Source organism: Janthinobacterium agaricidamnosum NBRC 102515 = DSM 9628 (assembly GCF_000723165.1).
In the GTDB taxonomy this organism is placed as follows: Bacteria; Pseudomonadota; Gammaproteobacteria; order Burkholderiales; family Burkholderiaceae_D; genus Janthinobacterium; species Janthinobacterium agaricidamnosum.
The window spans coordinates 439,145-463,061 of the sequence record NZ_HG322949.1 but is presented as its reverse complement, the minus strand read 5'-3'; the positions used below and the strand labels follow the sequence as shown (position 1 = coordinate 463,061).

Here is a 23,917-nt window from a genome sequence, read left to right as displayed (position 1 = left end):
GCAAGCCGCTGTTTTCGATCATCAGGAGATTAATCATGGCCAAGGTATTCATGGGCGTGCGCTTGCAACGCCTGCGCGAAGAGCGCCGCATGACGCAAGTGGCGCTGGCCAAGGCGCTCGATATTTCGCCCAGCTATCTGAACCAGATGGAGCGCAACCAGCGCCCGCTGACGGTGCCGATCCTGCTGCGCATCGGCAGCGTGCTCGGCGTCGATCCGCAGATTTTTTCGGAACACGACAGCGCCGGCCTGGTCGCCGACGTGCGCGACGTGTTCGGCGAATTGCCGGACGCCGAACCGACCTCGATGGCTGAATTGAAAATGCTGGTGGAAAACATGCCGTCGCTGGCCCGTTCTATCCTGCTGCTGCACCGGCGCTACCGGGCCATGGCGGAACGCGCCGACACGCTGGCCGCGCGGCTCGACGACGGCGGCCGCGGGACCGACTGGATGACGCCGTCGACCGATGAAGAAGTGCGCGAATACCTGAACCGCCGGCAAAACTATATCGACCAGCTGGACCAGGCCGCCGAACAGGTGGCGCAAGCGTGCGACGGCGCCGAAGCCTTGCAGCTGCGGCTGGCCACGGTGCATGGCGTGACGGTGCAAAACACCGACAGCGATGCCGGCATGACCCGCAAGCACCGCTACCACGCCGCGCAAAAAATCCTGTGGCTGCCCGATACGCTGACGGCCGGCCAGCGCGCGTTCCAGATGGCGGCTCTGATCAGCCTGCTTGAGCAAGCCGCGCTGATCGATGCGCTGGTGCAAGCCGCGAACCTGTCCGGCGACGCGGCGCGCGGCAGCGCCCGGCTGGCGTTCTCCAATTATTTCGCCGGCGCGCTGCTGATGCCCTACCAGCGCTTCTTGCAGGCGGCGGAAAACTGCGCCTACGATATCGAACGGCTGGCGCACCAGTTCGGCGTCGGTTTCGAAGCGGTGTGCCACCGCCTCAGCACCATGCAGCGCCCCGGCGCCGCCGGCTTGCCGTTCTTTTTCGTGCGGGTCGACCGGGCCGGCAATGTATCGAAGCGACAGTCGGCCACCGACTTCCATTTTTCGCGGGTCGGCGGCACGTGTCCGCTGTGGATCGTGTATGAAGCGTTCAACCACCCGACCAGGGTGCTGACGCAGGTGGCGCGCATGCCGGACGGCTGCACCTATTTATGGGTCGCGCGCCAGGTCAGCACCGCCCCGGCCGGATTCCGGGCGCCCGGCAAGACCTTCGCGGTGGCGCTCGGCTGCGACATTTCGCAGGCGCACCGGCTGGTGTATTCCAAGGGCCTCGACCTGCAAGACCCGTCCGCCGCGACGCCGATCGGCACCGGCTGCAAGGTGTGCGAACGGCCGGCCTGCCCGCAGCGGGCGTTCCCGTCGCTGCTGCTGCTCGGCGAACAAGCTCAATCCTAGAGCCTATCCCGGTAGTGAGCGTCTTGTTCTGGCCGCGCATCGGGAGCGCGGACCAGGCGTGAGGAGCAAGCGTGGTCCGCCACGCGACGACGATCAACGCAGTCCCCGCTGCTGAGGGGCGCCAGCAGGGGACGTATTCATCTACTGGGATAGGCTCTTAGTCGGCGACCTGGCTGCGCAGCGCATCGAAGCGGCTGCTGAAATCGGCGCGCCAGTCGCGCCGGGTGCTGTCGTCGATCCATGCGCCATCGAGGCCGTTCAGCATGAAGCCGCGCATGTCGTCCAGGCCGAAACCGAATTGCCGCATCATCATCCAGGCGCCGGTCGGCGTCACATGATGCAGCGTCGGGTCGTCGGTATTCGGGTGCAGCTTCAAGCCCAGCTTCGCCATCGCCCGGATCGGATGGTCGAGCGCCCAGCGCTCCGGCGCCAGCATGCGCAAATAATAGGAATTGGTCGGCACCACCGTGAACACCAGCCCGCGTTCGACGCAGCGCCGGGCCAGCTCGGGGCGGTCGACGATGGTGTAGCCGTGGTCGACCCGGTCCACTTGCAGCAAGTCGATGGCGGTCTGCACATTATTCCACGGCATGCCGAATTCGCCGGCGTGCGCGGTGCATTTGAAACCGGCGGCGCGCGCGCTGCGGTAGGCTTCGGCGAACAATTCCGGCGGCCGCTCGTTTTCGCGGTAATCGATGCCGATGCCGATCACTTCCGGCGCGCGGTGCGCCTTCATCCATTCGACCACCTGCACCGCCTCTTCCGGGCTGGCTTCGCGGTCGATGCTGGGGATCAGCCGGCCAATGACGCCGAAGTCGCGCTGCGCATCGCGGATCGCCGCGACGATGGCGTCCTGCGCCGCGTTGTAGCCGATGCCGGACACGCGCACGGTACCGGTCGGGTTCCAGAAAAACTCGGCATACAGCACGCCGTGGCTGTGCACGTCCTGCAGGTATTCATAGGCGATGCGGTGCAGGTCGTCCGGCGCCACGATCAGGTGCGCGTCGAGCGCGCGCAACACCCGCAGCACGCCGACCGGCTTGTCGCCGCGGGTATAAAAAGCGTCGATCTCGGCCGGCGTGACGATATCGCCGGTCTTGGCCGCCAAGTCCCGGAAGGTCGTCTGTCGCACCGTGCCGAATAAATGGCAATGCAATTCCAGCTTGGGCATGGCGCGCAAGAACTGTTCAACGCTTAACGGTGTGGCGACGGGGACGGCTAGGGTGCTCATGAAACTCGCTTGGTGAGTGCTTCGTTAGTCAGTGGATCAAGTAAATGGCTCAAGCCAGGATGCCGCTCAGGCGGCGCATCAGCAAGGCGATCGCGGCCGGCCCGTCGGCGATATCGGCCACCTGGGTGTTGATGACGGCGCGCTTCGGCACGCGGAATTCGCATACCGTCATGCCGCGCGTCAGCGTGCCGTTCAATTCGATCGCCACATGCGCCGGGCGGAACTGGAACAATTCCGGCGCTTCCAGGTACAGCGCCACCACCGGGTCGTACATCGGCATCGGCACCGAACCGTCGCTGCTGCGGATGCGCACATACGCTTCCAGGTAGCCGGCCAGCAGCAGCGCGCGCGGCGTGCCCAGCGCGCGCAGCTGCCCGACATGGGCGCCGGTGACCAGCAGCTGGCGGCACAGGTTCAGGCCGAACATGCGCATCGGTATGCCGGCGCGGAACACCTGGTCGGCCGCTTCCGGATCGGCGTAGATATTGAACTCGGCCGCCGCGGTGTGGTTGCCCTGGTCGCTGGAGCCGCCCATCATGACGATTTCGACGATCTTGCCGGCGATGTCGGGCGCGCGCGCCAGCGCGGTGGCCAGGTTGGTCATCGGCGCGATCGCCAGCAAGGTGATCTGGCCCGGATGGCTGCGCACCGCGTCGATCAGCGCATCGACCGCGTGGCGGCCCTCGTCGATCGCGGCGGCCGGCGGCAGCGTCGCGCCGGTGGTCGGCATGCCGCTGTCGCCGAGGATGCATTGCGCGGTCTCGATCGCGCCGCTGAGCGGCTGGTCGCAGCCGGCATAGATCGGCACCGTCAGCAAGTCATTCGCCTTGATGCGTCCGGCATTGTCGTACGTGATGGCCAGCGGCGCATTGCCGGCCACCACGCTGACGCCCAGCCACTCGATGTCGCGGTTGGAGCCCAGCAGCAGCATGGTCAGCCAATCGTCGAAACCGGGATCGGTGTCCAGCCATATTTTTTTCAGCGTCTTGCCCATGGAATTCTCCTGTCGGATGGTGTGGCGCCGGTTCAGGCGGTCAAACACAAGGCGCCGCTGGCCGGCAGCGCGAACATCACTTCGGTGCCTTCCGGCCAGGCCGGGCCGCCGGCGGCGGAAATGCCCTTGACGGTGCCGATCGCGGTTTGCAGCAGGTATTCGACGGTGTCGCCGAGGAAGCCGCGCGCCGCCACCACGCCGGTGTACTGGCCGGCCGGATCGCCCAGCCCGCACACCAGCACCCGGTCCGGACGCCAGCCCAGCACCTTGGTGCCAGGCAGCACCGGGGCGCTGTAGGGCAGGCTGCTGCCGTCGTGGTGCAGCGCGCCGTCGCGGTAGTCGAACAGGTTTTCAAAGCCCATGAAGTTGGCCACAAAACGGCTGGCCGGCGTATTGAACACAGCTTCGGGCACGGCCAGCTGTTCGATGCGGCCGCCATTCATGACGACGATGCGGTCGGACAGCGCCAGCGCTTCTTCCTGGTCGTGCGTCACGTACAGCATGGTGATGCCCAGCTCGCGCTGGATGCGGCGCAATTCGGCGCGCATCTGCACCCGCAGCTTGGCGTCCAGGTTCGACAGCGGCTCGTCGAGCAGCAGTAAGTCAGGCTCGACCACGATGGCGCGCGCCAGCGCCACGCGCTGCTGCTGGCCGCCCGACATCTGGGCCGGCAAGCGGGTTTCAAAGCCGCTCAGGCCGACCGCCGCGATGACCGCCTCGACCTTGCCGCGCAGGATTTGCTGCGGCACCTTGCGCAGGCGCAGGCCGAAGGCGACGTTGTCGAACACATTCAAATGGGGAAACAGCGCGTACGACTGGAACACCATGCCGATATTGCGCTTGTTCGGCGCCAGCTTGCCGATCTCGCGGCCGTCCAGCACGATGCGGCCCGATTGCATCGGCATCAGGCCGGCGATCGCGCGCATGGTGGTGGTCTTGCCGCAGCCGCTGGGGCCGAGCAGCGAAATCAGCTCGCCTTTCTCGACGTTCAGGTCGAGGTCTTTGACGGAGGTGGTGTTCTTGGCGTAACCGAGGGTCAGCTTATGCAGTTCCAGATAACTCATGGTGTCCTTACATGTATTTTGAAATGCCCAGCACCTTCTCGGTCACCATCACGAAAGCCATGGTGAACAAGACCAGCAAGGTGGAGATGGCGGCGATCGACGGGTCGAAGCTGTTTTCCATATGGCCCAGCATTTCGATCGGCAAAGTCGTGATGCCGGGGCCGGTCAGGAACAGCGACACCGGCACCTGGTTGAACGAGGTGACGAAGGCGAGGAAAAAGGCCGCGATGACGGCGTTGCGGATATTCGGCAGCACGATCATGAAGAAGGTGCGCGGACGCGACGCGCCCAGCGTGATGGCGGCGTCCTCGATATCGACCCGCAGGTTGACCAGGCTGGCGTACACCACCCGCACCGCATACGGGATCAGCAGCGCGGTATGCCCGATCAGCAGGCCCAGGTAGACCGGCGCGTTAATCGTCAGCACCAGGTGATTCAGCAAGCCGAGGCCGACCAGGATCGCCGGGATGATCAGCGGCGACGTCAAGACCTGGCGGATCACGCCGATGCCGGGCGGCGGCATGCGCGAAAAGGCATACGCGACCGGGATCCCCAGGGCCAGCGCGGCGACGGTGGCGATCAGGCCGATTTCCAGGCTGGTCTGGAACGCGCGGCGGAATTCCGGCGCGGCCCACACTTCGGCAATCCAGCGCAGCGAATACGACGGCGGCGGGAAGGCCAGCGTCTCGCCGCCGCTGAAACCGGCCAGCACGACGATGGCGAACGGCCCCAGCAAGAACAGGAACACCAGCCATAGCATCAGGCGCGACAACAGACTTTGTTTCATACGGAACTCCGGCTAGACGAAATGCGTTTCAAGGCGGCGTTGACCAGCAGCGTCATGGCGACCAGGATCACCGCGATCACGTTGGCCGCGCCGAAATCGCTTTCCACGCTGACTTTTTGATACAACAGGGTTTCCAGCATCAGCACCTTGGTGCCGCCCAGCAGCGCCGGCGTGACATAGGCGGTGACGCAGCCGGTAAATACCAGCGTGCCGCCGACCACCAGGCCCTCCTGGGTCAGCGGCAAGGTGACTTTGCAAAATACCTGCCACGGGCTGGCGCCCAGCGTGGCGGCTGCCGGGCCGACGTCGCGCGGCAGGTTTTCCAGCGCGCCGGCCAGCGACATCAGCATCAGCGGCAGCAGCAATTGCAGCAAGCCGACGAAGACCGCGAATTCGGTGAACAGGATGCGCAGCGGCTCGTCGGTGAAACCCATGCCGACCAGCGCCGCGTTGACGGCACCGTTACGGCCCAGCAGCACGATCCATGCGTAGGTGCGCGCGATCGGCGACACCATCAGCGGCAGGATCATCATGCCGACCACCAGCCCGCGCCAGCGCGGCGACACCTTGGCGATCGCCTGCGCGGCCGGATAGCCGAGCAGCACCGAGGCCAGCGTGACCAGCGCGGCGATGCGCAGCGTGCGCCAGAAAATGGTGCGGTTATAGTCTTGTGAAAAGAACGCGATAAACCGGTCCAGCCCCCATTGCAGGCCGCCGTCGCCGACGCGGAACGCCTCGGCCAGCAAGGCCAGCACCGGCAGCAAAAAACAGACCACGACAAAAATCAGCGCGGGCAGCACCAGCAGCATGCCGGCGCGCTTTTTTTGATCAACAAACATGCCACTCCCTTCAACCATGCAAAAAAATCCGCCACCCTGAGCGCCTGACAAGACGCTCAGGGCAAGGCAATGCAACGCCGCCATGGACGTCTTGCCGGGCGCTCTACTGGCTCATGGCCTTGTTCCATTGCGCGATCCAGGCGGAACGCTGCTGCAGGATCAATTCCGGCTTGACGAATTTGAGCGACTTGATCTGGTCCGCGCCGTAGGTATTGAATTCCGCGGCGGCCGGCGACAAACGCACTTCCTTGTTGACCGGCGAATCGACCAGGTTGGTCGCCAGCGCGGTTTGCACGTCCTTCGACAGCCAGAAGTCCATCAACTGGTAAGCCAGGTCGGCATTCTTCGATTTGGCGACGATGCCCATCACGTTCATGCCCGCGGCCTGGCCTTCGGCCGGTACGCTCCAGCGCAGCGGCAAGCCGGTCTTCATCATTTGCGACCAGGTGAAACGCGCCACCGGCGCGGCCCAGATTTCATCCTGGGCGAACAGCGCGGCCAGCTGGGCGCTGTTTTTCGAGAAGGTCACCACGTTCGGCTTGATGGCGACGATTTTCTGGAAACCGGTGGCGTAGTCCGGCGTCTTGCCGCCCCAGGCCAGGTCGGCCATGTGCAGCATCAGCGGCCCCTGGGTGGTGCTGACGTCGGGGAAGGCGACGCGGCCCTTCAAGTCGGCGCGCCACAGGTCTTTCCACGACGCCAGCGGCGCGGTCTTGTCGGTGCGGTACACCAGGCCGACCGAATACAGCGTGTAGCCGACCGCCAGGTTGCCGCCGATCGGATTTTTCGCGACATCGTACAACTGGCTGTAGTTTTTCAGCTTCGAATAATCGAGCGGCTGGACCAGGTTTTTCCTGGCCGCTTCCAGCATGCCCGAATCGGACAGCAGCACCAGGTCGATCACCGGGTTATTGCGGTTCATGTCCAGCTTGGCGATACGGTCGGCGTTATTGCCGGTCTCGACCTTGATTTCGCAGCCGCACTTTTCCTTGAATGGCTGGTAGACATATTTCATGAACAGGGGCTGGGCGATCGGATACGCCGAAATGACCAGTTCGCGTTTTTCCGCGTGGGCGGCGCCGGCCAACATGCCGAGACCTAGGCTCATCGCTAATAACGTTTTTTTCAAGATGCTTCCTTTGATGTGGGGGATCAGTGCTACCACGGAAATTATAGGCGCTTAGAAATAGTGCCGCATGCCGACGATGACCACGCTCTGTGTCTTCCCTTGCGACGCGCCAAAACCGAATACGCGGGCGAAAGTCGCATCGCCGGCGGCTTTCTGATAACTCCACGTGACGGCCACGTCAGTGCGCTTGGACAGGAAATAATCGGCCTGGAAATTGACCTGGTGCCATTTCGGCTCCTTGTTGATCACATCGTATTTGCCGGTGGTAAAGAAGTAGGACGCGCCCAGGTTCAGCGCTTCGGTGATGCGGTGGTTGACGTTCAGGTCGATGTTTTGCAGCGTCAGGTTGCTTTGGTCCAGATAGTGATAGCGGACATTGGTATACAACATGCCGAACTTGGTACGGCCGACATTGTAAAAACCGCCGGTGCCGGCGATGGCCTGGTCGCGCACGCCGGCGCCGCCTTTCAGCGCGCTCTTGTCGAAAATCAGCAATGAACTGGCGTAATCGTTGCCGATCGCGCCATTCGGCGCAGCCGGGTTGTTCGGATATTCGAGTTTGGAATACGCCAGCGCCCAGCTGAACGCATCGACCTTGTAGCCGGCGCCCAAGCTGTAGACGCGGTTGCGGACGTCGTTCTCGGCGTTTTCGCTGAAGCCGTACAGGCCGGTGAAGGAAAAGTTTTTCAGGTTCGGGCTGACATATTTGACGGCGTTCTGTACCCGCAGATTGTTGTAGCCATTGTCGTTGTCGCCGATGTGCACGCCGTTACTGGCGATCACCACCGGACCCAGGTAATCCTTGACCGCTTCATATTGGCGGCCCAGCGTCAGCGTCCCCTTGTCGTTGCTGCTGAGGCCGACCAGCGACTGGCGGCCGAACAGGCGGCCGCTTTGCGAGGCGGTGCCGGTCATCACGTTGAAACCGTTTTCCAGGACGAAGATCGCCTTGTTGCCGTCGCCCAGGTCTTCCTGGCCGCGAAAGCCGATGCGCGGATTCTGGTTGGTGCCGCTCAGGGCGTGCGTCAGCGCATGGCCGTTTTCATCCGAGGTGTAGCCGATACCGGCCGACAACAGGCCGTAGACTTGCACATTGCTTTGCGCCATCGCGGCGCCCGAGCTTTGCAGCGCCAGCAAGCCCCCCACTACCATCGTTCCAGTCATCAACTTGTTCATCGCCGCCCCGTCCAAAATTAAAATAGATTGATTAATCCGCTTGTCTTTATCTGATGACCGGCATACGGCCGAGGATGTCGGCGCCGCGTTCATCGCTGGTCAACAACTGTTAATTGCATGACAAGCTGAGATGGGCTCAGAATATGGTAAATTGCGGGATAACAAAATTTGTTTATTTTTATAAATCCATTACTTTTTTTAATAAACAAAACATGCACGAGCTCACCAAAAAAATCTCCCTGCGCCATTTACAAGCATTTGTCACACTTTCCCGGGTGAATAGCTTCAGTAAGGCTGCACAAGAATTGTGCGTGACCCAGCCGGCGCTGAGCGCATCGATAAAATTACTGGAAAATCAACTTGGTAATAAGTTGTTTAATCGCACAACGCACCAACTGGAGTTGACACGCGAAGGAAAACTTGCCCTCGACTATGCGACGCATTTGTTGAATACCGCCAGCAACACCTTTGCCGACATCCAGCGCGCCATCGGCAGCGGCCGGCACCGCATCCGGATCGGCGCGATTCCGTCGGCGATGGCGCTGACCGCGACCGCCGTGGCGCGCTACAGCGAGCTGCATGGCGACACGGTCGAGATCGTCTTGTCGGACATGCCGAACGACGGCTTGCTGAACGCGCTGTATTCGGGTCAGCTGGATTTTTGCGTCGGCATTGAAGTGCCGGGATCGGTCGCGCTGGAAAGCGTCAGCCTGTTCGAGGATGAACTGGTGCTGGTGACGGCGCGGCTGCACCGGCTGGCGGTGCTGCAGGAGGTGCGCTGGGAACAATTGGCGGGCGAAGAGATCGTCGTCTTTACCAAGGGCAGCATCTGGGAATTCGCATCGAATGCGCTGCACCAGCACGGCTTGAAGCCGTCCAGCCTGTACCACATGCTGCACAGCGAATCGCTGTACGGCGTGGTGCGGGCAGGCATCGCGGTCGGCATCATGCCCAGCCTGTACACCACCTTCTTGCGCGACGGCGAGCTGCACGTGGCGCCGCTGCGCGCGCCGACCTCGAAACGCAAGGTGGCGCTGATGCGGCGTAACGAGGTCAGCCGCAACCAGCATATCGACCATTGTTTTTCAGCGCTGCGCCAGGATTTGAAGCGCGTCAATCAGTGGTACTGAACTACACGGGCTGCAACAGGTTCGCCAGCGCCACGTATTGCTCCAGGCCGACGGTTTCCGGGCGCATGGTCGGATCGATGCCGGCCGCGATAATTTGCTGCTCGGTGAACATGCCTGCCAGGCAATTGCGGATCACCTTGCGGCGTTGCGAAAACGCTTTCAGCACCACCGCCTCCAAGGTTTCCTGGTCGCATGGCAAACGTTCGGCGACCGGAATCATGCGCACGATCGCCGATTCGACTTTCGGCGGCGGATCGAAGGCGGTCGGCGGCACGATGAACAGCAGCGACATGTCATAACGCCATTGCAGCATCACCGACAAACGGCCGTAAGCCTTGCTGCCAGGCTCGGCGACCATGCGTTCGACGACTTCCTTTTGCAACATGAAATGCTGGTCTTGCACCAGCGGCGCAAACGTTGCCAGATGGAAGAGTAGCGGACTGGAAATGTTGTACGGCAAATTGCCGACGATGCGCAGCTTCTTGCCTGCGGCCACCGGGAGTTGCGCAAAATCGAATTTCAGCGCATCGCCGGAATGAATCGTCAGCTTGGCCGGATTGAACGCTTTTTCCAGGCGCACGATCAAGTCGCGGTCCAGCTCCACCACGTGCATCCGGTTCACATGCCGGAGCAATTGTTCGGTCATCGCGCCCAGGCCAGGGCCGATCTCGACCATGCTGTCATCTTGTAGCGGCGCGATGGCGGCGGTAATGTCGTCGAGTACGAAGCGGTCATGCAGGAAGTTCTGGCCGAAGCGTTTGCGGGCAATGTGTTTCATAAGAGGTTCTTCTGGTGTATGCGGTGAAACGCAGGCGGGGTATCAGCCTGCGCGGGTGGCCGGGGCCTGGCTGGCCAGCACCATGTCGAGCGCGGCCCGGATCGCCGCCTCCATGCTGGAACAGTCGGCCAGGCCCAGCCCTTGGGCGGCCAGGTCGAGTGCGGTGCCGTGATCGACCGAGGTGCGTATCAGCGGCAAGCCGAGCGTGACGTTGATGCCGTTGCCGAAGGTGGCGTGCTTCAAGACCGGCAAGCCCTGGTCGTGGTACATGGCCAGCACGCAATCGGCATCGGCCAGGTATTTTGGCTGGAACAGGGTGTCGGCCGGATAGGGGCCGCGCGCATCGATGCCGCGCGCGCGCGCCGCGTCCAGCGCCGGGATGATGACATCGATTTCTTCGCGTCCCAGGTAACCGCCCTCGCCCGCATGCGGGTTCAGGCCGGTGACCAGGATGCGTGGTGCGGCGATGCCGAACTTGGTCTGCAAATCGTGGTGAATGATATCGAGCGTGGTCGCCAGGCTGTTCTGGGTAATCGCGGCCGGCACGTCTTTCAGCGCCAAGTGGGTGGTCGCCAGCGCCACCCGCAGATACGGCGCGCCATAGCCGGGCTGGCCGGCCAGCATCATCACCACCTGTTGCGTGCCGGTTTTTTCGGCCAGGTATTCGGTATGGCCCGAAAAAGCCACGCCGGCATCGTTGATGGTGCTTTTTTGCAATGGCGCGGTGACCATCGCGCTGAACCAGCCAGCCTGGATGCCTTCGATCGCGGCATCCAGCGTGGCCAGCACGGCGCGGCCGTTTTCCTTGTCCAGCAGACCGGGAATCACGTTGGTCGAAGTCGGGATATCGACCACGGCGATGCGCTGCGGGCCGAAATGCGGCAAGCCGCCGTTGCGCACCGCTTGCAGCGACAACGCCGCCAGCCGGATCCCGGGATCGATCAGGCTGGCCGTCAGCGCCAGCAAGGCGGCGTCGCCGAGTAATACGCAATTGACTTCATCGCGCATGGCCCAGGCGGCGCGGATCGAAATTTCCGGACCGATGCCGGCCGGCTCACCGCAGGTGATCGCCACCACCGGGCGCACTGCGGCCCGCATGACCGGATACGACACGCTCGTCATGGCAAATTACTTGCTGTCATCGTTGCGGAATTCGACGTAGGCGCGGTCGCGCACCTGGCGCGCCCAGTCTTCGGTCGCGTCTTCCAGCTTGCGGTCGCGGATCGCATTGCGCGCCGCATTACGCTGTTTCTCTTTCGATACATCATCGCTCTTGCGTTCCAGCACCTGGATCAGGTGGAAACCGAAACTGCTTTCGATCGGTTCGCTGACTTCGCCCGGTTTCAGCGCATTCATCGCCGCCTCGAATTCCGGCACGGTATCGCCCGGATACAGCCAGCCCAGGTCGCCGCCCTTGCTGGCGCTGCCGTCGTTGCTGAACAGCCGCGCCAATTCCTCAAAGGTGGCGGCCTTGTGATCGAGGCGCTCTTTCAAGTCGACCAGCTTGCGCTTGGCGTCATACGCCGTCATGGTCGGCGTGACCTTGATCAGGATGTGGCGCGCATGGGTTTGCTGCACGGCGGCGGCGGCCTGGGCGTCGGCCGCGGTGCGCCGATCGACCAGTTTCAGGATATGGAAACCGGTGGTGCTTTTGATAATCGGCGTGACCTGGCCCGGCTTCAGCTTGCCCAGCGCTTCGGCGAACAGCGGCGGCAGGCGGTCGCTATTGCGCCAGCCGATTTCGCCGCCCTTCAGTGCGTCGCCGGCATCGGAATAGGTGCCGGCCATCTTGGCGAAGTCGGCGCCGGTGCGCAATTGGCGCATCACTTCTTCGGCGCGCGCGCGGCGCGCGGCGATTTGCTCGGGCGTCGAGTTTTCCGGGATGCGCACCATGATTTGCGACAGGTTCATTTCCACCTGTTCGCTGGCGGCGGCTTTTTCAGCGGCCAGGAAATCGTCCACTTCGGCGTCGGAAATCTGGATCTTGGCGTCGACTTCATGCTCGCGCAGGCGCTGCATGATGATTTCGTTACGAATTTCTTCACGGAAAGCAGCAAAGGTCGTGCCTTCTTTTTCCATCTGGTTACGCAAATCCTGCACCGTCAGTTTTTGCTGTTCAGCAATACGGCCAATCGCGCGGTCCAGCGTCTGGTCATCGACGCGCACGCCCATTTCCTTGGCCAGTTGCATTTGCGCCATTTCGACGATCATGCGTTCCAGCAATTGACGCTTCAGGTCCGCCATTTCCGGCAACGGCACGTTTTTCTCCTTCATGCGCTGCTGCACGGTTTTGACGCGGGTATCCAGCTCGTTGCGCGTGATCACGTCGTCATTGACGACGGCGACGATGGAATCGATGGTTTTGGTATTGCTTGAACCCGGCGGCGTAAAACCCTTGACCGGCGCGGCGGTAGCGCTGGCGGCCGTAGCGGGCGCCGTAGCGGGCGCCGTAGCGGGTGCCTTGACAGGCGCCGCAGTCGGGGCGGCCGGCGCCGCCGCTTGCGCATCTTGCGCCCAGACACTCGTGGCTGTCGCGCCGGACAGGGCGCACAGCAAGACCGCTGCAATTTTAAGTTGGTGCATACTGGCATTCCGCATAATGTGTAGAGCGCTCATGAGTTCAAGTGAATAAAAAAACCGCCGCGGCGCAGCACCGTCAAACAGACGGCGCGCGCCGACAGGCCAGATCTTAACGGATAGGCGGGTTCAATGGCTGATAACCAGGGACGGTTTTACTGAAAGTTTCCAATCCATTGGCGCCGACACCCAAGTTGCTGGACAAGCCATTCAATTCCAATTGGAAAAAGATTGGCGTCGAAACGGTTTTTGCGGACGTCACGAAACGTTGCGCACCCATCCGGAACACCCAGCAATCGCCCTTGTATTCGAGTGCGACCAGGCTTTCCAGCAAACGCTTGTCGAGCACCGAATAACTGACCCGGCCGACGCCGTACAGGCGGTTCGACAATGGCCATTGCGACGACACTTCAATATTCTTGAAACTGTCGCGCAGATAACGGTAACTGAAGTTTAATACTTTCTTCGGCGCAGGCTGATACTGCGTCGTCAGGGTTCCGTTCATCAAGCGGCTATCGCTGGCATTGTACTGAACCAGGCTGTCCACGGTCCAGGTTTCGGAGACCTTGCCTGTGGCGGCCAGCAAGATATCCGAATGCGTGACGCTATCCGGCGGTGGGCCATCGCCCAATTGCACACGCTGCTGGTTGAAATAAAAACGCTGGCCAAAGGTCAGGCGCAGGCGCTCGACGCCGTCTTGCTGCAAGAAACGCGACACCAGCGCCGCAGTGACCTGGTTGGCATCGCCGATACGGTCGCTGCCGATGAAACGGTTTTCACTGAAAATCTGGGTCAGGTTAAAGCCGGCGTCGGCGGTGTCGAAGTTCGGCTGAGTACTTTGGTCGCGGTATGGCGTGTAGACATAGAATAAACGCGGTTCCAGCGTTTGCGTGCCGCCCACGCCGCCAAAGATCGTGCTCGGCCGTTCGAACACCAGGCCGCTGTCCAGCGACACGGTCGGTATCGCGCTGCTCGGCGACGTCGGCTTGCCGGCGCTGCCGTCGATGCCGTGGTAATCGAGCTGGTAGGCGCTGGCGCTCAGCATCACTTTCGGCGTGATGAAATAACCGGGGCGGATGATCGGATACGACACTTGCGGCACCGCCACCAGGCGATTGCCGCGCACAGACTCAGGATGCCAGAAACGCGTCAGTTCGCTGTCGAACGACCAGTCGAAGCCGCCGAACGCATCGAATTGTCCGGCATGGAAATTGACCGACGGCAAACGGTCGTACGGGCGCGTCACCCTCAGGTTGGGATCTTCCGCCGCGGCGGGATCTTGCAACACCTGATAGTTTTGCGCGCGTACCGTCAGGCTCCAGTTTTCGGTGCGGTATTCGCTGCGCAATTCGCGCAGCAACTGGCGCTCGGCGCTGCCGGCCACGTTCTTCGAGAAATCGTTGGGGTAATTATTATCCGACGCGGTATTGATATCCCACGAGTAGGTCCAGCCCGGGGCCAGGTCCTGCAAATGGTTCGACTTGATCAGATAGCGGTTGGTCTGGGTCAGTTTATCGTTGGGCAAGAACTCGACATACGTTTCGCCCCGGTACAAGCCGGCGGAAGTTTCTCCGAGATAACGAGCATCCGCGCCCAACTGCAAGCCGCGCCGCTGTATATAGTGCGGCAAGATGGTCAAATCGCGGTTCGGCGCGATATTGAAGTAATACGGTACCGTCAGTTCAAAACCGTTCTTCGACGCAAAACCCGGGGTCGGCGCCAGCCAGCCGGAACGGCGCGCGCCCGACAGCGAAAACGAGATCGCCGGCGTGCCGAGGATGGGTACGCCCTTGAAATAAATGATGGTATTCTTGCCGGTGCCGACATCGCGTCCGGTATCCAGGTCCAGCGTGCTGGAGCGCAGATACCAGTCCGGATTCGGCCCCTCGCACGTGCTGTAAGTACCGTTGACGACTTGCGCCTCTTCCTGGCTGATGAAATCGACGCGGTCGGCATGGCCCTGGCCATTGCCCACTTCCATCTTGTAGGTTGGCTTGAGCAAGTAGCCCTTGCCGGTGTCCATATTCAGTTTCAGCGTGTCGCCGGTGTAATGGTCGCCGAAGCGCCACATTTTCACATTGCCGTCGGCATCGACTTGATCCTCGACCTGCTTGTAGCACGCCGTGTCCGACGTCAAACGGGTCTTGTCGCGCGTCACCTCGGCGTTTTCCGTCAAGTTCAGTTCACGCTCGGGACGGCCGGTAATTTCCTCGGCCTGCAATACGGTCGGGGCATTCTCGTCGACGACATGGACCGGCTTGGCAGCCGACGACTTGGCTCTCTGCTGCGCCTGGGCGTGGATAGGCACCGCGGTGGCGGTGACGAGCGCGCTGAAGGCAAAAGCCCAGCGCTGCGTTTTGGGGGGGGCCGTAAACCAGCTCATGAAAAGTCGGAGTGAAACACCATAACAGGCGATTTTTTGATTTCAATCCCTTATTATATGGGAATCTTCAACATCAACCCGATTCCACAGGCCGTTAAATGTCCACTCCCCCTAATTCCCCTGCTACGGCGGCAGGTTCCGATACCCGCCTGGCCCTGTTGAACGCATGGTTGAGCTCGCTTAACCTGGTGGCCATCGGCTCGGCCCGCCCGGCGTCCAGCGACGCCAGCTTCCGCCGCTACTTCCGCGTCGACGTCTTGCCATCTTCGCAAGAATTGCACGGTGCGACCCTGATCGCCGTCGATGCGCCGCCGGAACGTGAAAATGTGCCGGCCTTTATCCAGGTCGCCGGTTTGCTGAAAAGCGTCGGCGTATCGGTGCCGGAAATTATTGCCGAAGATGTCGCCAACGGCTTTTTGCTGCTGTCCGACCTCGGCACCAGCACGTACCTGCAAGTGCTGGACCACGACAACGCCAGCGTGCTGTACGCCGAGGCGCTGGACGCGCTGATGAAAATCCAGCTGGCCAGCCAGCCCGGTCTGTTGCCGGCATTCGACCGCGCCTTCATCTTGCGCGAAATGAATCTGTTCCCGGAATGGTTTATCGGCAAGCACCTGGGCGCCAGCCTGACCGACGCCCAGGCCATCCAGCTGAATGCCGTGTTCGAAGCGATCACCGCCAATGTGCTGGCCCAGCAGCAAGTATTCATGCACCGCGACTACCATTCGCGCAACCTGATGTGGATGGACGAAGGCAATCCCGGCATCATCGACTTCCAGGATGCGGTCTTCGGCCCGGTCACCTACGACCTCGCCTCGCTGCTGCGCGACGCGTATATCCAATGGGATGAAGAAATGGTGCTCGACTGGGTAATCCGTTATTGGCAACAAGCCAAGAAACTCGGTTTGCCGGTCAATCCGGACATCGATGCGTTTTACCGCGACTTCGAATTCATGGCGCTGCAACGCCACCTGAAAATCCTCGGCCTGTTCGCGCGCCTGAATTACCGCGACGGCAAGGATGTCTACATGGGCGACTTGCCGACCGTGCTCGACTACGTACGCAAGACCGCCAACCGCTACATCGAACTGAAACCTCTGGTACGCTTGCTCGATGCGCTGGAAAACAAGGCGCCGCAAGTCGGCTACACCTTCTGATTTCTTTCGCCTATGCGGGGCGGCGCGCCCCGCATCCTGATCACCAGCACAGAATGCGAGCACCAACATGAAAGCCCTGATTTTCGCCGCCGGTCGCGGCGAGCGGATGCGTCCGCTGACCGATACTTGCCCGAAGCCGCTGCTGAGCGTGCGCGGGAGGCCGCTGATCGCCTGGCATATCCTGAACCTGGTTCGGGCCGGCATCACCGAGATCGTCATCAACCACGCCCACCTGGGCGAGCAATTCGAGCAAGTCCTCGGCGACGGCAGCCAGTTCGGCGCCGCCATCCAGTATTCGGCCGAAGGCACCGGCCTGGAAACCGCCGGCGCCGTCGCCAAGGCGCGCCATTTGCTGGGCGAAGAACCGTTCCTGGCGATTTCCGGCGATATCTATTGCCCGTACTTCGACTTCGCCCAAGTCAAGGACGTGCTGGCCGACAGCGACGTGCTGGGCCATCCCTACACCGCCGAGGAACGCGACATCGCGTGGATTTACCTGGTCAGGAATCCCGACTTTCATCCGGATGGCGACTTCGGCCTGAATCTGTATTCGGTCACCAATGACGGCCAGCCGTCGTGGACCTTCGCCAATATCGGCGTCTATCGCATGGAAATGTTCGACGGCATCGCAGCCGGCACGCACGCCAAGCTGGGACCGCTGCTGCGCCAGCATATCGGGCAAGGCCGCGTCGGCGGCGAGATTTACGAGGGCGACTGGACCAATGTCGGCACGGTGGCACAATTGGCCGCACTCAATCGCGGCATGGCCTCATGAGTCCTGACATCCTCCCCTACCTCGAGCGGCGCGCGCGCCTGATGGCGCACATGGCGCCGGGCGCCGTCGCGGTGATACCGACCGCGCCCGAAGTGCAGCGCAACAGCGATTGCGACTATCCCTACCGCCACGACAGCTATTTTTATTACCTGTCCGGCTTCAACGAGCCGGACAGCGCGATCGTGCTGCTGGCCGCCACTGCGGCGACTCCGGCGCGCAGCATCCTGTTTTGCCGCCCGAAGAATACCGAGCGTGAAATCTGGGATGGCTACCGGCATGGCCCGGAAGCGGCGCGCAGCGCCTTCGGTTTCGACGCCGCGTTCAATATCGAGGAACTCGACACCGAAATGGCGCGCCTGCTGGCCGATGCGCCGGCGCTGTATTACGCGCTGGGCGGCAGCCTCGACGGACAAGTGAAAGTGTGGCTGCAAAACGTGCGGCGCCAGGTGCGCAGCGGCATCAGCGCGCCGGCCGCGATGTATGAATTGAACGGCTTGCTCGATGAAATGCGGCTGATCAAGGACCACACCGAACAGGCGATCATGCAGCGCGCCGCCGACATTTCCAGCGCGGCCCACGCGCGCGCGATGCGGGCCACCCGTCCCGGCATGGCCGAATATGCGGTCGAGGCGGAATTGCTGTACGAATTCCGCCGCAACGGCGCCCAGTTCCCGGCCTACAATTCCATCGTCGCGGCCGGCCCGAACGCCTGCATCCTGCATTACAACGCCAACAACGCGACGATCCATGACGGCGACCTGGTATTGATCGACGCCGGCTGCGAACTGGACGGCTACGCATCCGACATCACCCGCACCTACCCGGCCAACGGGCGCTTTACCGCGCCGCAAAAAGCGCTGTACCAACTGGTGCTGGCGGCGCAGCAGGCGGCGCTGGACGCGATCAAGCCGGGCCAGCCCTACCAGGGTATCCACGACGCGGCGCTGCTGGTGCTGGCCCAAGGCATGCTGGACCTGGGCTTGCTCGACCGCGCCCAGACCGGCGGTGTGCAGGACGTCATCGCCAACAAACATTACCTGCAGTTTTATATGCACGGCACCGGCCACTGGCTGGGCATGGACGTGCACGACGTCGGCGCCTACCGCGATACGGCAGCGGCCGGCAAGCCGTCGCGCGCGCTGCGCGCCGGCATGGTGCTGACGGTCGAGCCGGGCATCTATGTGCGGCCGGCGCCGGGCGTGCCGGAACAGTACTGGCACATCGGCATCCGCATCGAAGACGACGTGCTGGTCACCGAAGACGGTTACCGGGTCTTGAGCAGCGCGCCGAAAAGCGTGGCCGCGATCGAGCAGCTGATGTCTGGAGCGGCGCCAGCATGACGACGCCCGACATCGACATCGCCATCTGCGGCGCCGGCCCGGTCGGCATGGCGCTGGCGGCGCTGCTGGTGCGCCGCGGCCACGCCGCGCAGCGCATCGCGCTGGTCGACGCCAGGACCGTGGCCCAGGCCGGCAACGATCCGCGCTCGATCGCGCTGTCGCACGGCAGCCGGCAACTCCTCGAAGAAATCGGCGTGTGGCCGATCGAAGCGACGGCGATCCACCAGATCCACGTATCGCGCCGCGGCCATTTCGGGCGCAGCATGATCGAACGCGACGACCACCAGTTGCCGGCGCTCGGCTATGTGGCGCGCTACGGCGCGCTGGTGACGGCGCTGGGCGCTGTGTGCCGGCAACTCGGCGTGACCGAACTACGTCCGGCGCGCGTCGAGGGCAGTACCGAACACGAACACAGCGTGACGCTGGTGCTGGAAAACCGGCCTGCGCTGGAAACCGGCTTGCTGGTGCAAGCCGAAGGCGGCCTGTTCGGCGCCCAGCGCGAAGGCAGCGTGCGGCGCGACTATGGCCAGAGCGCGATCATCGCGCAGGTCCAGGCCAGCGCGATGATCGCGCACCGCGCCTATGAACGTTTTACCGATGAAGGCCCGCTGGCGCTGCTGCCGCAAGGCGACGCCTATGCGCTGGTCTGGTGCGTGCGGCCGGACACCGCGCAACGCCTGCTGGCGCTGGACGATGGCGCTTTCCTGGCAGAGCTGGGAACGGCGTTCGGCGAACGCGTGGGCCGCTTTACCGGGACCTCGAAGCGGGTCGCCTATCCGCTCGGCCTCAATAGCGGGGCGTCTTTTACCCGGCGCGGCGCCGCCATCGGCAATGCCGCGCAAACGCTGCATCCAGTGGCGGGCCAGGGCTTGAACCTGGGCTTGCGCGACGCCGCCGTGCTGGCGCGCCTGCTGGCTGGCCGTGCCACGCCGGAGCAGTTGCAACAGTACACGCAGTTGCGCAGCGCCGACCGCCAGTTGACGGTCAGGCTGACCGACGCCATGGCGCGCATTTTCGCCGGCAACACGCCGGGCCAGGCACTGCTGGGACTGTCGCTCGGCCTGATCGACAGCCTGCCTGTGGCGCGCAAGACGCTGGCCGAACTGATGATGTACGGCCGCCGCTAAATCATTCAGTAAAAAAGCCGCATGGCCCGGCGGGTCCATGCGGCTTGCCTGAGGCTGCTTTTTTTACTCGACAGCCTTGACCATGTCTTCGATGACTTTCTTGGCGTCGCCAAACACCATCATGGTATTGGCCTGGTAGAACAGATCGTTATCCAGCCCGGCATAACCGGACGCCATCGAACGCTTGTTGACGATGATGCTCTTGGCTTTATAGGCTTCCAGGATCGGCATGCCGGCGATCGGCGATTTCGGGTCCTTGGCGGCCGGGTTGACCACGTCGTTCGCACCCAGCACCAGCACCACGTCGGCCTGGCCGAATTCGCCGTTGATGTCCTCCATCTCGAACACCTGGTCGTACGGCACTTCGGCTTCCGCCAGCAGCACGTTCATATGGCCCGGCATGCGCCCCGCCACCGGGTGGATCGCGTATTTCACGGTGACGCCCTTGTGGGTCAGCTTTTCCACCAGTTCCTTCAGCGAATGCTGGGCGCGCGCCACCGCCAGGCCATAACCCGGCACGATGATGACGGTTTCGGCATTGCTCATGATGAAGGCGGCGTCGTCGGCCGAACCGGACTTGACCGGCCGCTGTTCTTGCGCGCCGGCCGGGCCGGCATCGGCCGCATCGCCGCCGAAGCCGCCCAGGATCACGTTGAAGAACGAACGGTTCATCGCCTTGCACATGATGTAGGACAGGATCGCGCCGCTCGATCCGACCAGCGAACCGGCGATGATCAGCATCGCGTTATTCAGCGAAAAACCGATGCCGGCCGCGGCCCAGCCGGAGTACGAGTTCAGCATCGACACCACCACCGGCATGTCGGCGCCGCCGATCGGGATGATGATCAGCACGCCCAGCGCAAAGGCGATCAGCGCCATGACGATGAACGGCGTCCACGCCGGTTCATTACCCGGTGCGAAGCAGAAGACCAGGCCGAGCGCGATCATCAGCAGCGCCAGCAGCAGGTTCAGCAGATGCTGGCCCTTGAAGCTGACCGGCTTGCCCTGGAACAAACGGAACTTGTATTTGCCGGACAGCTTACCGAAGGCGATCACCGAACCGGAAAAGGTCACCGCGCCGACAAACGTACCGATGAACAGCTCGAAGCGGTTGCCGATCGGCAGCGCCTCGCCGTGCGCGGCGATGCTGAAGGCCCACGGTTCCGATACGGCCGCCACCGCGATGCATACCGCGGCCAGGCCGATCAGCGAGTGCATCGCCGCCACCAGTTCCGGCATCTTGGTCATTTCGACCTTCCTGGCCAGGTAGGCGCCGATCGCGCCGCCGACCACGATGCCGAGCACCACCAGGCCGAAGCCGATGCCGCCGCTCGGCAAGTGCGACTTGAGCTTGAGGATCAGCGCCACCGTGGTAACCGCCGCGATCGCCATGCCGGTCATGCCGAAGGCGTTGCCCTGGCGCGCCGTGGCCGGCGACGACAAGCCTTTCAAGGCCTGGATGAAGCACACCGAGGCGATCAGGTACATCATCGTCACCAGGTTGATTGAAATGAATTCCATGTTCATGGCTGGCCTCCCTGTTTGGCGGCCGGGGTTTTCGGCTCTTTTTTGCGGAACATTTCCAGCATGCGCTGGGTGACCAGGAAGCCGCCGAACACATTCACCGCCGCCAGCGCGACGGCGACGGTGCCGGCGACCTGGCCGACCAGGCCCTCGGTCAGGCCGGCGGCCAGCATCGCGCCGACGATGATGATCGCCGAAATGGCGTTGGTGACGGCCATCAGCGGCGTGTGCAGCGCCGGCGTGACGGTCCAGACCACGTGGTAGCCGACGTAGATCGCCAGCACGAAAATAATGAGATTGATGACGGTATGACTGATTTCCATGATTGTCCTTTTATGTGCGCAGCGCTTCGCCGCCGTGGCTGACCAGGCTGGCCTTGATGATCTCGTCCTCGCGGTCGATCACCAGCTGGTCTTCCTTGTCGATGATCAGCTTGAGGAAGTCGAGCACATTGCGCGCATACAGCGCCGACGCGTCGGCCGCCACCAGCGTCGCCAGGTCCGGCTCGCCGATGATGTGGACGCCGTGCTTGACTACGCTGCGGTTCAATTCCGACAGCGGGCAATTGCCGCCCTGCGACACGGCCAGGTCGACGATCACCGAACCGGGTTTCATGGCCTTGACGGTTGCTTCGGAAATCAGCACCGGCGCCGGGCGGCCCGGGATCAGCGCGGTGGTGATGATGATGTCGGCCAGCTTGGCGCGTTCATGCACCAGTTCGGCCTGGCGCCGCATCCAGTCGGCCGGCATCGAACGGGCGTAGCCGCCGGCGCCCTTGGCGATTTCCCTTTCCTCGTCGGTCAGGAACGGCACGTCGATGAACTTGGCGCCCAGCGACTCGACCTGCTCCTTGACCGGCGGGCGCACGTCGGACGCCTCGATCACGGCGCCGAGCCGCTTGGCGGTGGCGATCGCCTGCAGGCCGGCCACGCCGACGCCCATGATCAGCACGCGCGCCGCCTTGACGGTGCCGGCCGCGGTCATCAGCATCGGCATGAAACGCTGGTAGGTATTGGCCGCCAGCAGCACCGCCTTGTAACCGGCGATATTGGCTTGCGACGACAGCACGTCCATCGATTGCGCGCGGGTGATGCGCGGCACGGCTTCCAGCGCGAACGCGGACAGGCCGGCCGCCGCCATCGCCTGGATATTGTCCTGGTCGAAGGGATTGAGCATGCCGATCAGCACGCTGCCTTTGCTCATCAGCGTCCGTTCGCCGGCATCCGGCGCGCGCACCTTCAAGACGATGTCGGCAGCGAACGCCTCGGCAGCGCCGCCGATGTGCGCGCCGGCCGCGAGATACGCGTCATCGGTGACGGAGGCCGCCAGGCCGGCGCCGGCCTGGACGATAATCTGGTGCTTGACTGCAAGTTTCTTGACTGTCTCGGGCGTCGCGGCGACCCGGGTTTCACCCGGCCGCGTTTCGGCCGGTATGCCTATTCTCATGAAGTGCCTCCAAAAATTAATAAACTGACCAGATAGAATCTACCACGTAAACCCGGCGCAAAAACCTTGCTGGGTCTGCAACTTTTAGACCTAAACACCTATTTCCCAGGCAAGATTTATCCCCCCTGCTGTCGCCATCGCATCACAGCAGGGCGCATGGATGCAGGGCTGACGTCAAAAAACCGCAGCCGCCGCACAGCGTATTGATTTACTGTAACAGGCAACAGCATGACGCGTGCACACCTGTCATTTATCCGTACAAACATTGTTATTTATCAAGAAAATTGCATATTCCGCAGTACGCTCCCCTCTTCCGCCGCAGCCGCATCAATTTTCAGCCGGGAAACCAGGAAGACCAGTGTAAAAGCCTGCGATACATCGCACTAGCCATCACAAAGCTGATTGATTAACAACTATTAGTTGTGAATTACATGCAAGATTTGACTGCCAAAACATAGACATTGATCAAATCGTGCACTCTGCAGCGCATGGCGTGGCGAACTTGATACGCAGAACAAGATAAAATGTCGGCTCTTTCAAGGATGGATCATGCCGAGAATCTGGAAACCCTCTGTCACTGTCGCCGCCATCATCGAGCGCGACGGCCTGTTTTTACTGATCGAAGAAGAAACCAGCGAAGGCGTGCGCCTGAACCAGCCGGCCGGCCATCTCGACCCGTTCGAATCGCTGGAACAGGCGGTGATCCGCGAAACGCTGGAAGAGACGGCGCACGATTTCACGCCGACCGCGCTGGTCGGCATGTACATGTCGCGCTACAAGTCGGTGCGCACCGGCGAGGACGTGACCTATCTGCGCTTCACCTTTTGCGGCGAAGTCGGCATGCGCCACGACCGGCCGCTGGACCAGGGCATCATCCGCACCTTGTGGATGTCGCGCGATGACATGGCCGCGTGCCAGGAACGCCACCGCAGCCCGCTGATGCTGCAATGCGTCGATGAATACCTGGCCGGCAAGCGCGCGCCGCTGGGGCTGCTGCATACCCATGGTTCGGTATTCAACCATCTTTAAAAATTGAAGCATCACGGAATCA

Annotated in this window: 21 protein-coding genes; 7 read left to right on the top strand and 14 right to left on the bottom strand. The window is 62.5% G+C overall.

The window, feature by feature from the left end; all coding sequences use genetic code 11:
* Nucleotides 1-35 precede the first annotated feature (35 nt).
* Nucleotides 36-1,409, top strand: coding sequence for a short-chain fatty acyl-CoA regulator family protein (locus tag GJA_RS01855; protein ID WP_038488157.1), 1,374 nt, complete (start codon nucleotides 36-38; stop codon nucleotides 1,407-1,409).
* 157 nt (nucleotides 1,410-1,566) lie between these two features.
* On the opposite strand, the gene GJA_RS01850 is transcribed toward GJA_RS01855, so the two are convergent.
* From GJA_RS01850 to GJA_RS01820, 7 genes are all read right to left on the bottom strand, one after another.
* Nucleotides 1,567-2,640 (bottom strand): adenosine deaminase family protein, encoded by a 1,074-nt coding sequence (locus GJA_RS01850; protein WP_038488153.1) that lies wholly within the window; start codon nucleotides 2,638-2,640, stop codon nucleotides 1,567-1,569.
* 49 nt (nucleotides 2,641-2,689) lie between these two features.
* Nucleotides 2,690-3,634 carry a nucleoside hydrolase gene (locus tag GJA_RS01845; RefSeq protein ID WP_242404423.1) on the bottom strand — a complete coding sequence of 315 codons (945 nt, stop codon included), beginning with the start codon at nucleotides 3,632-3,634 and terminating at the stop codon, nucleotides 2,690-2,692.
* A gap of 32 nt (nucleotides 3,635-3,666) precedes the next feature.
* Nucleotides 3,667-4,698 carry an ABC transporter ATP-binding protein gene (locus GJA_RS01840; protein ID WP_038488150.1) on the bottom strand — a complete coding sequence of 344 codons (1,032 nt, stop codon included), beginning with the start codon at nucleotides 4,696-4,698 and terminating at the stop codon, nucleotides 3,667-3,669.
* Nucleotides 4,699-4,705: 7 nt separating this feature from the next.
* The gene (locus GJA_RS01835) at nucleotides 4,706-5,485 is read right to left on the bottom strand and encodes an ABC transporter permease (protein WP_038488147.1); all 780 of its coding nucleotides are present in this window, start codon (nucleotides 5,483-5,485) and stop codon (nucleotides 4,706-4,708) included.
* Complete coding sequence (locus tag GJA_RS01830) at nucleotides 5,482-6,324, bottom strand: ABC transporter permease (RefSeq protein ID WP_038488145.1); 843 nt, start codon at nucleotides 6,322-6,324, stop codon at nucleotides 5,482-5,484. Before GJA_RS01830 ends, GJA_RS01835 begins: the two co-directional genes overlap by 4 nt.
* A 103-nt stretch (nucleotides 6,325-6,427) precedes the next feature.
* Nucleotides 6,428-7,453 (bottom strand): ABC transporter substrate-binding protein, encoded by a 1,026-nt coding sequence (locus tag GJA_RS01825; protein WP_038488142.1) that lies wholly within the window; start codon nucleotides 7,451-7,453, stop codon nucleotides 6,428-6,430.
* Between the two features lie 51 nt (nucleotides 7,454-7,504).
* Complete coding sequence (locus GJA_RS01820) at nucleotides 7,505-8,617, bottom strand: porin (RefSeq protein WP_038498361.1); 1,113 nt, start codon at nucleotides 8,615-8,617, stop codon at nucleotides 7,505-7,507.
* 224 nt (nucleotides 8,618-8,841) lie between these two features.
* Between GJA_RS01820 and GJA_RS01815 the strand changes: the two genes are divergently transcribed.
* Nucleotides 8,842-9,759: a LysR family transcriptional regulator gene (locus tag GJA_RS01815; protein ID WP_038488139.1), complete on the top strand. Its 918-nt coding sequence runs from the start codon at nucleotides 8,842-8,844 to the stop codon at nucleotides 9,757-9,759.
* 1 nt (nucleotide 9,760) lies between these two features.
* Here the strand turns inward: GJA_RS01815 and rsmA are convergent, their stop codons facing one another.
* The 4 genes from rsmA to GJA_RS01795 all read right to left on the bottom strand — a co-directional run bounded on the left by rsmA (nucleotide 9,761) and on the right by GJA_RS01795 (nucleotide 15,497).
* The gene (rsmA, locus tag GJA_RS01810; protein ID WP_038488136.1) at nucleotides 9,761-10,537 is read right to left on the bottom strand and encodes a 16S rRNA (adenine(1518)-N(6)/adenine(1519)-N(6))-dimethyltransferase RsmA; all 777 of its coding nucleotides are present in this window, start codon (nucleotides 10,535-10,537) and stop codon (nucleotides 9,761-9,763) included.
* Between the two features lie 42 nt (nucleotides 10,538-10,579).
* The gene (gene pdxA / locus GJA_RS01805) at nucleotides 10,580-11,659 is read right to left on the bottom strand and encodes a 4-hydroxythreonine-4-phosphate dehydrogenase PdxA (RefSeq protein ID WP_242404422.1); all 1,080 of its coding nucleotides are present in this window, start codon (nucleotides 11,657-11,659) and stop codon (nucleotides 10,580-10,582) included.
* 6 nt (nucleotides 11,660-11,665) lie between these two features.
* Complete coding sequence (locus GJA_RS01800) at nucleotides 11,666-13,120, bottom strand: peptidylprolyl isomerase (protein ID WP_242404421.1); 1,455 nt, start codon at nucleotides 13,118-13,120, stop codon at nucleotides 11,666-11,668.
* Between the two features lie 106 nt (nucleotides 13,121-13,226).
* The gene (locus GJA_RS01795) at nucleotides 13,227-15,497 is read right to left on the bottom strand and encodes an LPS-assembly protein LptD (RefSeq protein WP_038488130.1); all 2,271 of its coding nucleotides are present in this window, start codon (nucleotides 15,495-15,497) and stop codon (nucleotides 13,227-13,229) included.
* Nucleotides 15,498-15,595: 98 nt separating this feature from the next.
* Here GJA_RS01795 and GJA_RS01790 point away from each other — a divergent pair, with 98 nt between their 5' ends.
* The 4 genes from GJA_RS01790 to GJA_RS01775 all read left to right on the top strand — a co-directional run bounded on the left by GJA_RS01790 (nucleotide 15,596) and on the right by GJA_RS01775 (nucleotide 19,896).
* On the top strand, nucleotides 15,596-16,654 hold the full coding sequence (locus GJA_RS01790) for an aminoglycoside phosphotransferase family protein (RefSeq protein WP_038488128.1): 1,059 nt from the start codon (nucleotides 15,596-15,598) through the stop codon (nucleotides 16,652-16,654).
* A gap of 67 nt (nucleotides 16,655-16,721) precedes the next feature.
* Nucleotides 16,722-17,429, top strand: coding sequence for an N-acetylmuramate alpha-1-phosphate uridylyltransferase MurU (gene murU / locus GJA_RS01785; RefSeq protein ID WP_038488125.1), 708 nt, complete (start codon nucleotides 16,722-16,724; stop codon nucleotides 17,427-17,429).
* Nucleotides 17,426-18,769 (top strand): aminopeptidase P N-terminal domain-containing protein, encoded by a 1,344-nt coding sequence (locus GJA_RS01780; RefSeq protein WP_038488122.1) that lies wholly within the window; start codon nucleotides 17,426-17,428, stop codon nucleotides 18,767-18,769. The genes murU and GJA_RS01780 overlap by 4 nt, the downstream gene beginning before the upstream one ends.
* Complete coding sequence (locus tag GJA_RS01775) at nucleotides 18,766-19,896, top strand: FAD-dependent monooxygenase (RefSeq protein WP_038488119.1); 1,131 nt, start codon at nucleotides 18,766-18,768, stop codon at nucleotides 19,894-19,896. The genes GJA_RS01780 and GJA_RS01775 overlap by 4 nt, the downstream gene beginning before the upstream one ends.
* Nucleotides 19,897-19,959: 63 nt before the next feature.
* Here GJA_RS01775 and GJA_RS01770 read toward each other — a convergent pair whose 3' ends face one another.
* Genes GJA_RS01770 through GJA_RS01760 form a run of 3 tightly spaced genes read right to left on the bottom strand, consistent with a single transcriptional unit; the run spans nucleotide 19,960 to nucleotide 22,866 of the window.
* Nucleotides 19,960-21,417 (bottom strand): NAD(P)(+) transhydrogenase (Re/Si-specific) subunit beta, encoded by a 1,458-nt coding sequence (locus tag GJA_RS01770; RefSeq protein ID WP_038488116.1) that lies wholly within the window; start codon nucleotides 21,415-21,417, stop codon nucleotides 19,960-19,962.
* A gap of 2 nt (nucleotides 21,418-21,419) precedes the next feature.
* The gene (locus tag GJA_RS01765; RefSeq protein WP_038488113.1) at nucleotides 21,420-21,743 is read right to left on the bottom strand and encodes an NAD(P) transhydrogenase subunit alpha part 2; all 324 of its coding nucleotides are present in this window, start codon (nucleotides 21,741-21,743) and stop codon (nucleotides 21,420-21,422) included.
* Between the two features lie 10 nt (nucleotides 21,744-21,753).
* The gene (locus GJA_RS01760; RefSeq protein ID WP_038488110.1) at nucleotides 21,754-22,866 is read right to left on the bottom strand and encodes a Re/Si-specific NAD(P)(+) transhydrogenase subunit alpha; all 1,113 of its coding nucleotides are present in this window, start codon (nucleotides 22,864-22,866) and stop codon (nucleotides 21,754-21,756) included.
* A 549-nt stretch (nucleotides 22,867-23,415) separates the two neighbouring features.
* Between GJA_RS01760 and GJA_RS01755 the strand changes: the two genes are divergently transcribed.
* On the top strand, nucleotides 23,416-23,895 hold the full coding sequence (locus GJA_RS01755) for an NUDIX hydrolase (RefSeq protein WP_038488107.1): 480 nt from the start codon (nucleotides 23,416-23,418) through the stop codon (nucleotides 23,893-23,895).
* Nucleotides 23,896-23,917: the final 22 nt, after the last annotated feature.